We start from the raw sequence: 9,647 nt of genomic DNA, 5'->3' as shown, positions 1-9,647 counted from the left end.
ACGCCGCAAGTACGTCCTTGTAGGCTCTTACGCGGCATCCATGCCGCGTAAGGTCCCGCGACGGTGGGCGGGCAAGGGCCAGTCGAGATGGTCGGTGTGCATGTTTGCAAACAGGGCATGACCTGCGCTGGTCGGATCACTGTGCGTCGACCAGCTTTTCCCCTTTTGCATGCAGAGCGGTGGACAGGCTTTCAGCACGCAAGCTGCAAACTTTTCATTGCCTGGCGCAGCGCAAGCCAGGAAAGACGCTTTCAAGAAATCAAGCGGCCAACTTTCTGGTGCGGTGTACTCGCGGGTTGCGGGACCCTTGGCGGCATGGATGCCGCCAAGAAGCCTCCACGGACAGATGCACGGCGTGTCCCGCGAGCGGTGAGGGCACCGCGCACTCCACTCACCGGGCATTTGACTCGAGCATCGATCGCGACGACACCACGCCACCGCTCGACCGTTGCGCTTACTCGGCCTTGCTCAGTTTCAACGCGGTTTCCAGCAGCAGGAACAGGCGCCGGATTTCGGCGCTCATCAGCGCGAAGCGGGCGTCGAGTTCGGCGCGTGCGCCGTCGTCTTCGCTGTGTTCGAGCTGGTCCAGTGCGCCATCGAGGAACTTGAGCTTGCGGATCACCAGATCGTCGCCGAGCACGAACGACAGATTGTCGTCCAGCACCAGCGCCAGCTTGGTGACCTGCTTGCCGGCTTCCAGGTGCTTGTCGATCTCGTCGCCGCGCAGTTCCTGGTGCTGGCACTTGACCACCGCGCCGCCTTCGATCGGGTCCTTCATCTCGCACTCTTCGCCCAGGCTCAGGCCTTCGGGCAAGGGTTCGCCGGCGATCCAGCCGGTGAGGATGGCGCGCGGCGCGACCTCGGCATTCAACGGCAGTGCCGGGAAGCTGCCGAGTGCGCCGCGGATCTCGCTCATCACGTTCTCGCCGCTCTTGCGGCTGGAACTGTTGACCGCGATGTAGCCGTGCTGCAGGTCCAGAATGGCATCGGTGCGCGAGCTCTTGACGAAGGCGCGCGGCAACAGCTCATGGATCAGGTCGTCCTTCAGGCGCTTGCGGGCCTTGCCACCGGGGCGACGGCCTTCCTTCTCTTCGATCTCGGCGACCTTGCGCTCGAGCAGGTCGTTGACCACCGCGCCGGGCAGGATCTTGTCCTCGCCACCGACGGTGAGCCAGAGGAAATCTTCCAGACGGTGCGAGAGCACTTCCTGCTCGTCGCGGCCGAACGGGGAGATGAAACCGCGCGAGCTCATTTCCAGCGGGCCGACCGGCTTGAGCTGCACTTGCGGCAGCAGCGTGTCGATCTCGGAAAAATCCAGCGTGGTCGGGAAACGGAACAGGGTGAGATTACGAAAGAACATGCGTCGGACCGAAGAGGAGGAAGAAACGGGGAGGGTGGAAAGACTGCCGGCGCCGCGATGGCCGCGTCAGTCGCTGTCGTGTGCGCTGTCGCTGGCGGCGAGCCAGGCGCTGGAATCGGGATCGGGATCGGGCGGTGCTGCATCGCCATTGCGGCCCAGCGCCAGGAAATCGAACAGGGTGCGGTCGGCCAGTTGCTCGGGCCGCACATCGCCTAGCGCGCGGGCGATCTGCTCGACCCGCCCGGGCTGCTCGCGGTCCCACTGCTGCAGCATCCGCCCGACCTGTTGGCGCTGCAGGTTTTCCTGGCTGCCGCACAGGTTGCACGGAATGATCGGGAACTGGCGCGCCTGCGCGTAGGCGGCGATATCGGCTTCGCGCACGTAGGCCAGCGGGCGGATCACCACATGCGCGCCGTCGTCGCTGCGCAGCTTGGGCGCCATCGCCGCAAGCCGGGCGTGGTGGAACAGATTCATGAAGAACGTGGCCACGATGTCGTCGCGATGGTGGCCGAGCGCGATCTTGGTCACGCCATGCGCCTGCGCATAGGCATACAGCGCGCCGCGCCGCAGCCGCGAGCACAACGAACACATGGTCTTGCCGGCCGGAATCACCCGGCTGACCACCGAATAGGTGTCCTGCTCGACGATGTCGAACGGTACGTCCAGCCCACGCAGATAAGTGGGCAGCACCTGCGCGGGGAAGTCGGGCTGCTTCTGGTCCAGATTGACCGCCACCAGGGTAAACGGCACCGGCGCCTTGCGCTGCAACTGCAGCAGCATGTCCAGCAAGGTGTAGCTGTCCTTGCCGCCGGACAGGCAGACCATGATCTTGTCGCCGGGAGCGATCATGCCGAAGTCGGCAATCGCCTGGCCCACTTGGCGCTGCAGGCGTTTGCCCAGGCGCAGCTGCTCACGTTGCAGCCGCTGGCGCGGGTCGCGCGGCGCGGGGTCGGCCAGGGGTTGCGGCAGCGGCAGGACAGCGGTCATAAGCCGGCCATTGTAGCCGCCCGGCGCGCGGCGGGCCGGCGCCGCGCGTGCGCGGCTGAACGGGCGGTCAGCCGCTTGCGGGCGGGGTGTTCGGCGCTGGTTCGGCGGTGCCGGGGCGCTAGCGAGCCGATCACCGCTGGAGGTGTGCCGCAGATGCTCGGGGCAGCGCACATCTCGCAGCGCAGCAAGCCTTTCGGCGCCGGGCTGGGTAAAGTCGGGCAGACCGCTTCACTCGGGATCGGCATGGCATCTTCAGCTTCGCTCCATCGCGCGGCTTTTTTCGGTCGCGATTGTGGTAGCGCTAACATTCTGCGCGGCGTGGGTCAGGCCCCGTGCCGGCGTCCGTCCCCGGCGCTGATTGAGAGTGCGCGCCGGTGGCGGCGGTGACGGCCTGCATGCGCGATCGCTGCGCTGCGTGGCTGGTCACTCGCGTGCGACACCTTTCCCTTCTCCCCTCGCCTCTCTGCAGGAGTTCCACCCCATGAGCAACACCGTCTACATCGGCGCCAAGGAATATTTCCCCGGTATCGGCAAGATCGGCTTCGAAGGCCGCGACTCGGACAACCCGCTGGCGTTCAAGGTCTACGACGCCAACAAGCAGGTCGGCGACAAGACCATGGCCGAGCATCTGCGCTTTGCCGTGGCCTACTGGCACAGCTTCTGCGGCAACGGCGCCGATCCGTTCGGCCCGGGCACGCGCGCGTACCCGTGGGATATCGGCAACACCGCGTTGAACCGCGCCGAAGCCAAGGCCGATGCCGCGTTCGAATTCTTCACCAAGCTCGGCGTGCCGTACTACTGCTTCCACGACATCGACCTGTCGCCCGATGCCGACGACATCGGCGAGTACCAGAGCAACCTCAAGCACATGGTCGGCATTGCCAAGCAGCGCCAGGCCGATACCGGCATCAAGCTGCTGTGGGGCACCGCCAACCTGTTCTCGCACCCGCGTTACATGAATGGTGCGTCGACCAATCCGGACTTCAATGTCGTCGCGCGTGCGGCGGTGCAGGTCAAGGCCGCGATTGATGCCACCGTCGAGCTGGGCGGCGAGAACTACGTGTTCTGGGGCGGCCGCGAAGGCTATGCCTGCCTGCACAACACCCAGATGAAGCGCGAGCAGGACAACATGGCGCGCTTCCTCACCCTGGCGCGCGACTACGGCCGCGCGATCGGCTTCACTGGCAACTTCCTGATCGAGCCCAAGCCGATGGAGCCGATGAAGCACCAGTACGACTTCGACAGCGCCACGGTGATCGGCTTCCTGCGCCAGCACGGCCTGGACCAGGACTTCAAGCTGAACATCGAAGCCAACCACGCCACGCTGTCGGGCCACAGCTTCGAGCACGACCTGCAGGTGGCATCCGATGCTGGCCTGCTCGGCAGCATCGATGCCAACCGCGGCAACCCGCAGAACGGCTGGGATACCGACCAGTTCCCGACCGACCTGTACGACACCGTCGGCGCGATGCTGGTGGTGCTGCGTCAGGGCGGGCTGGCACCGGGCGGGCTGAACTTCGATGCCAAGGTGCGCCGCGAGTCGTCCGACCCGCAGGATCTGTTCCTGGCGCATATCGGCGGCATGGACGCGTTCGCACGCGGGCTGGAAGTGGCCAATGCGCTGCTGACCTCCTCGCCGCTGGAGCAGTGGCGCGCCGAGCGCTACGCCAGCTTCGACAGCGGCGCGGGCGCGGACTTTGCCAACGGCAGCAGCACGCTGGTGGATCTGGCCAAGTACGCCGCCGGCAACGAACCCAAGCAGCTCAGTGGCCGCCAGGAAGCCTACGAGAACCTGATCAACCAGTATCTGACCCGTTGATGTTGTGCCGATGGTCGCCTGCACGCGCAGGCGACCGCCGGCGACCTGCGCGCAGAACCGCGTGCAGCGTCATGGCTGTTCCGTTGCATCCGGCACCGCCGGTGCGGCCACCGAATCCCGCTTGACCAGCAGGTGCGCGACCACATGATCGACCATCTTCGCCGTGCGCTCCTTGGCGCGAATCGTCTTCAACAGGATGTCCAGCGCAGCGTCGGCCATGGCGGCGATGGGCTGCTGCACGGTGGTGAGTTCGGGCCATACCGCAGTGGCGGCGGAGGTGTCGTCGAAGCCGACCACCGACAGATCGCGCGGCACATCCAGCCCGCGTCGATGCGCAACCGAGATCGCGGCGGCGGCCATATCGTCGTTGCTGGCGAAGATGGCGCTGGGGCGGCGTTTGCGCGCCAGCAGTTTTTCCGCAGCGACCAGGCCGGATTTGTAGGTGTAGTCGCCCGGTTGCACCAGATGCCGGTCCAGCCGCAGGCCCGCATCGGCCAGCGCGGCCTGGAACCCCTCGAAGCGACGCGTGCTGGCAGACAGGTTGGGATGCCCGGCGATGTAACCGATACGCGTGTGGCCCTGCGCGATCAGATGCTCGGTGATTTCCTTTGCGGCGGCGAATTCGTCGATGCGCACGCAGGCCACATCCGGGCTGAAATGGTTGGAGGCGATCGCCACCACCGGCACCTTGGCGCGTACCAGTTCCAGTACCGCGGCCTTGGATTCGCACAACGGCGGCGGCAGGATCACCCCGGCCACGCCCTTGGCGAGCTTGCGCGCGGCACGGCGTTCGGCGTCGGCATCCAGGTCGTCCCAGCAATCGATCACCAGCTGGATCGGTGTGCGCGAGGCAACCCGCAACACGCCCAGCAGCAACTCACGCAGGTAGGCGCCGCTGGGATCGCTGTAGATCAACGCAATGCGCGTGCTCTGCGCGGCGGCCAGGGCACTGGCCGCCAGGTTGGGCGTGTAGCCCAGCTTGTCGACCGCGCGCAGCACGCGTGCACGGGTGGCATCGCGCACGCTGCCGTTGTTGTTGACCACGCGCGAGACCGTCATCGGCGAGACCTTCGCCAGCGCCGCCACCTCGTCGATGGTGGTCGCGCGGCTGGTGCGGCGGACCGATTTCCTGACCTTCTCCAAGCGTGGCCTCTTCAAGTGGGTGGCGAACCTGCACGATGCACACAACCCGCTGCAGTAACGCAAGCGCCGACTGCGTGCATGACGATGCGACGCATGGTACCGGGAAGCAGGCAGAGCGGCGATACGCCGCGGCGTGCGGTGATGCCGCTGGAGCATGCCGCATGAGCGCGCGTGCAATGCGGCACTGCGGCGCGTATTGCGCAGCGTTGACGCAGCCGTGGTGGCTGGCGCTGACGTTGCTGTGCGGATTGATGCTGGCCAGTGCCGGCGCGCGGGCCGAGGATGGCTACGATTTATGGTTGCGCTACCACCCGCTGGCCGACGCGGCGCAGTTGCGTGGCAACGCAAGCGAGTTGATCGTCGCCGGCGACTCGCCGACGTTGCAGGCTGCACGTGAGGAATTGCAGCGTGGACTGTCGGGCCTGCTTGGTGCTGCGCCGCAGTCGTCCGCCACGGTCACGCGCGATGGGGCGATTTTGCTGGGCGCGGCGGCTGCGCCGCAGATCGCGGCATTGCAACTGCAGACCACCGGCCTGGGCCGCGAGGGCTATCTGATCCGCAGTGTCAGCGTGGACGGGCATCGCACGACCGTCATCGTCGGCGGCAGCGATGTCGGCGCGCTGTATGGGGCGTTCCACTTCCTGCGCCTGCTGCAGACCGGCCAGTCGCTGGCCGCGCTGGACCTGCGCGAGTCGCCGCGGCTGCAGCTGCGCATGCTCAACCACTGGGACAACCTGGACGGGGTGGTAGAGCGCGGCTACGCCGGCGCCTCGTTATGGAACTGGCAGACCCTGCCGGGTTACCTGGATCCACGCTACACCGACTACGCGCGCGCCAATGCATCGCTGGGCATCAACGGCAGCGTGCTCAACAACGTCAACGCCAAGGCCTGGAGCCTGACGCCGCAGTATCTGGACAAGGCGGCGGCACTGGCCAAGGTGTTTCGTCCCTACGGCATCCGGGTGTTTCTCAGCGCGCGCTTCAGCGCGCCGATCGAGATCGGCGGTTTGACGACCGCCGACCCGCTGGATCCGCAGGTGCGCCAGTGGTGGCGCGACACCGCCGACCAGATCTATGCACGCATTCCGGACTTCGGCGGTTTCCTGGTCAAGGCCAATTCCGAAGGCCAGCCCGGCCCGCAGGACTACGGACGCAGCCATGCCGATGGCGCCAATCTGCTGGCCGACGCGCTGGCGCCGCACGGCGGGGTGGTGATGTGGCGCGCATTCGTCTATTCGCACGAGCAACCGGACGATCGCGCCAAGCAGGCGTACAGCGAATTTCTGCCGCTGGATGGCCAGTTCCGCGACAACGTGATCGTGCAGGTCAAGAACGGGGCCATCGACTTCCAGCCGCGCGAGCCGTTCCATCCGCTGTTCGGTGCGATGCGCAAGACGCCGTTGATGCCGGAGTTCCAGATCACCAAGGAGTATCTGGGCTTTTCGACCCATCTGGCCTACCTGGGCACGCTGTTTGCCGAAACCCTGCAGGCCGACACCTATGCACGCGGCAAGGGCTCGACCGTTGCCAGAACCGTGGATGGCACGCTCTTCAACGATGCCAAACGCACGCGCCTGACCGGCATTGCCGGGGTGGCCAACATCGGTGCGGACCGCAACTGGAGCGGCTCGATCTTCGATCAGGCCAACTGGTATGCATACGGGCGGCTGGCGTGGAACCCGCAGTTGTCGCCGCAGGCGATCGCGCAGGAGTGGGCGCGCATGACCTTCTCCAACGATGCTGACGTGGTGACGCCCGTGGTCGACATGATGCTGCGCTCGCGCGAGGCAGTGGTGGACTACATGACCCCGCTCGGCCTGCATCACCTGATGGGGCGTGGCCATCACTACGGCCCGGCACCCTGGGATGCGGGCAGCGAGCGCCCGGACTGGGACCCGGTCTATTACCACCGCGCCGATCCCGACGGCATCGGTTTCGATCGCAGTGCCAGCGGCAGCAATGCGGTGGCGCAATACGCCAAGCCAGTGGCGCGCATGTTCGGCGATGTGCAGCGCGTGCCAGAGCATTACCTGCTGTGGTTCCACCATGTGCCCTGGGAGCACCGCATGGCCTCCGGGCGGCCGCTGTGGGACGAGCTGGTATGGCATTACGACCATGGCGTGGACGAGGTGCGTGCCATGCGCGCGACCTGGCAGGGCCTGGCCGGCAGGATCGATCCGCCGCGTTACCAGCAGGTAGCGAACTTCCTGGCGATCCAGCAGGACGAAGCGCAGTGGTGGCGCGATGCCAGCATCGCCTACTTCCAGCGCGTGTCCGGGCGGCCATTGCCGGCCGGCACGGCGCCGCCGGCGCATCCGTTGGCGTATTACCAGGCACTGAAGTTTCCGTATGCACCGGGGAATCCGAAATGAGCGCGCGCCTCTCGACGGTCATCATGGCAACGCTCTGTGCAGCACTGCTGCCGCGCCTGGCGCAGGCGGCCGATGCGCCGCTGCTGCATGCGCTGTTTCAGGAGCATGTGGTGTTGCAGCGCGATGCGCCGATCCGGGTGTGGGGCGACGCACCCCCTGGCGCGCGCGTGAGCGTGCAACTGGATGCGCAGCAGGTGCAGGCACGCGCGGATCGGCAAGGCCACTGGGAAGCACGCCTGCCCGCGCACGCCGCAGGTGGCCCGTACAGCTTGAGCGCACGCACCAGCACGGGCGTGATGCAGCAGGTCAACGACGTGCTGATTGGCGATGTGTGGCTGTGCTCGGGCCAATCCAACATGGAATTGCAGGTGCATCGCACCCTGGATTCACGCAGCGAGATTGCCGATGCCGACAACCCGCGCATCCGCATGTTCAAGGTGCCGGCGCAGTCCAGCCCGACGCCGCAGCGCCGCTTCGGTGGCGCTGCGGCATGGCAGCGCACCACGCCGGAGACGGTGAAGGAGTTTTCTGCCGCCTGCTACTACTTCGCGCGTGAATTGCAGAAGACCGTCGATGTGCCGATGGGCCTGATCAACGCCTCCTGGGGCGGCTCGCAACTGCAGGCCTGGATCGGCGAGAAGGCACTGCGCGCTGCCGGCGACGATGGCCCGGCGCTGGATGTGCTGGCGCGTTACGCACGCGACCCGGTGGATGCCGCGCCGCATTGGGGCGCGCTGTGGGAGGCCTGGTGGCATGCGCACGGCGAAGGCGAGCCCTGGCAGGCGGATGCGCCCGGCGCCTGGCAAACCGCACCGGCGGCATTGGGCGCGTGGGACGACTGGGGCGTGCCGCAGTTGGTCGGCTTCAACGGCATGGTCTGGTACCGCACCAGCGTGGAGCTGACGCCGGCGCAGGCCGCGCAGGACGCCAGCTTGTTGCTCGGGCCGGTGGACGAGCTGGACCAGACCTGGGTCAACGGGCGCGGCGTGGGCAGCAGTTACGGTGCCGACCAGCCGCGTCGCTACAGCGTGCCGCGCGGGCACCTGCAGGCCGGGCGCAACAGCATCGTGCTCAATGTGCTCAACACCTATCGGCGTGGCGGCTTGTTGGGCGATGCGCAATCGCGTGCGCTGCAGTTCGCCGATGGCAGCACGCTGCCGCTGGATGCGCCCTGGCAGTACCGCATCGTGCCGCCGCAACTGGGCTCACCACCGCGCGCGCCGTGGTCGTCGGCGGCCGGGCTGACCACCTTGTACAACGGCATGATCGCCCCGCTCGGCCAGCTCGGCCTGCGTGGCGTGCTGTGGTACCAGGGCGAATCCAATGCCGGCGATGCGGTGCATTACCCGGCCTTGCTCGCTGCATGGCAACGCGATTGGCGGCAGCGCTTCGGTGCGCAGTTGCCGCTGCTGATCGTGCAGCTGGCCAACTATGGCGCGCCGCCCACCCAGCCGGTCGACAGCGGCTGGGCGCAGCTGCGCGAGGCGCAACGCCGCTTCGTCGCCAACGATGCGCATGCGGGCCTGGCGGTGACGATCGATATCGGCGACCGCTACGACATCCATCCGGCCAACAAGCAGGAACTGGGCCGGCGCCTGGCGCGTGCGGCGCGGCAAGTGGTGTACGGCGAGGCGCTTGCGCCCTCCGGCCCGGTGCCACGCAGCGCGCAACGCGAAGGCGACAGCGTGCGCATCGCCTTCGACGAGGTGGACACCGCCTTGCTCAGCTATGGCGCCGATGCGCCGATCGGCTTCGAGCTGTGCGGCGCCGCGTCCAACAGCTGCCGCTATGCCGTTGCCAGCTTGCACGACCACGCCATCAGCCTGCGCGTTCCCACCGGCCTGGCCGTCACGCGCGTGCGCTACTGCTGGGCCGACAGCCCGGTATGCACCTTGTACGACCGCAGCGGCCTGCCGGCCGGCCCGTTCGAGCTCCCCCTCACTGCCGCCACTTCTCCCTGAGCGAG

7 protein-coding genes are annotated in these 9,647 nt (G+C 67.1%); 4 read left to right on the top strand and 3 right to left on the bottom strand.

Annotated elements, in window-relative coordinates; all coding sequences use genetic code 11:
- Positions 1-454: 454 nt before the first annotated feature.
- Positions 455-1,360 (bottom strand): recombination-associated protein RdgC, encoded by a 906-nt coding sequence (locus tag ABQ137_RS20325; protein ID WP_007974628.1) that lies wholly within the window; start codon positions 1,358-1,360, stop codon positions 455-457.
- A 66-nt stretch (positions 1,361-1,426) separates the two neighbouring features.
- Entirely contained in the window at positions 1,427-2,347 is a 921-nt protein-coding gene (ttcA, locus tag ABQ137_RS20320; protein WP_349783451.1) for a tRNA 2-thiocytidine(32) synthetase TtcA, read from the bottom strand.
- Positions 2,348-2,828: 481 nt separating this feature from the next.
- Between ttcA and xylA the strand changes: the two genes are divergently transcribed.
- Positions 2,829-4,166 carry a xylose isomerase gene (xylA, locus tag ABQ137_RS20315; RefSeq protein ID WP_046342382.1) on the top strand — a complete coding sequence of 446 codons (1,338 nt, stop codon included), beginning with the start codon at positions 2,829-2,831 and terminating at the stop codon, positions 4,164-4,166.
- A 69-nt stretch (positions 4,167-4,235) separates the two neighbouring features.
- Here xylA and ABQ137_RS20310 read toward each other — a convergent pair whose 3' ends face one another.
- Complete coding sequence (locus ABQ137_RS20310; protein ID WP_311736861.1) at positions 4,236-5,252, bottom strand: LacI family DNA-binding transcriptional regulator; 1,017 nt, start codon at positions 5,250-5,252, stop codon at positions 4,236-4,238.
- On the opposite strand from ABQ137_RS20310, the gene ABQ137_RS20305 reads away from it, so the two are divergent.
- The 3 genes from ABQ137_RS20305 to ABQ137_RS20295 all read left to right on the top strand — a co-directional run bounded on the left by ABQ137_RS20305 (position 5,203) and on the right by ABQ137_RS20295 (position 9,642).
- Positions 5,203-5,367 carry a hypothetical protein gene (locus ABQ137_RS20305; RefSeq protein WP_016903660.1) on the top strand — a complete coding sequence of 55 codons (165 nt, stop codon included), beginning with the start codon at positions 5,203-5,205 and terminating at the stop codon, positions 5,365-5,367. The genes ABQ137_RS20310 and ABQ137_RS20305 overlap by 50 nt on opposite strands.
- Before the next feature lie 118 nt (positions 5,368-5,485).
- Entirely contained in the window at positions 5,486-7,681 is a 2,196-nt protein-coding gene (locus ABQ137_RS20300) for an alpha-glucuronidase family glycosyl hydrolase (RefSeq protein ID WP_349783454.1), read from the top strand.
- Positions 7,678-9,642, top strand: coding sequence for a sialate O-acetylesterase (locus tag ABQ137_RS20295; protein ID WP_349783450.1), 1,965 nt, complete (start codon positions 7,678-7,680; stop codon positions 9,640-9,642). Before ABQ137_RS20300 ends, ABQ137_RS20295 begins: the two co-directional genes overlap by 4 nt.
- Positions 9,643-9,647 lie beyond the last annotated feature (5 nt).

The sequence above is a fragment of the Xanthomonas sp. WHRI 8393 genome, assembly GCF_040203315.1.
GTDB lineage: Bacteria > Pseudomonadota > Gammaproteobacteria > Xanthomonadales > Xanthomonadaceae > Xanthomonas > Xanthomonas arboricola.
This window is presented reverse-complemented; position numbering and strand designations above follow the sequence as displayed.

Coding starts and splice junctions, on each gene's coding strand:
- ABQ137_RS20325 (WP_007974628.1), bottom strand. CDS start 1,360: ATGTTCTTTCGTAATCTCACCCTGTTCCGTTTCCCGACCACGCTGGAT.
- ttcA (WP_349783451.1), bottom strand. CDS start 2,347: ATGACCGCTGTCCTGCCGCTGCCGCAACCCCTGGCCGACCCCGCGCCG.
- xylA (WP_046342382.1), top strand. CDS start 2,829: ATGAGCAACACCGTCTACATCGGCGCCAAGGAATATTTCCCCGGTATC.
- ABQ137_RS20300 (WP_349783454.1), top strand. CDS start 5,486: ATGCGGCACTGCGGCGCGTATTGCGCAGCGTTGACGCAGCCGTGGTGG.
- ABQ137_RS20295 (WP_349783450.1), top strand. CDS start 7,678: ATGAGCGCGCGCCTCTCGACGGTCATCATGGCAACGCTCTGTGCAGCA.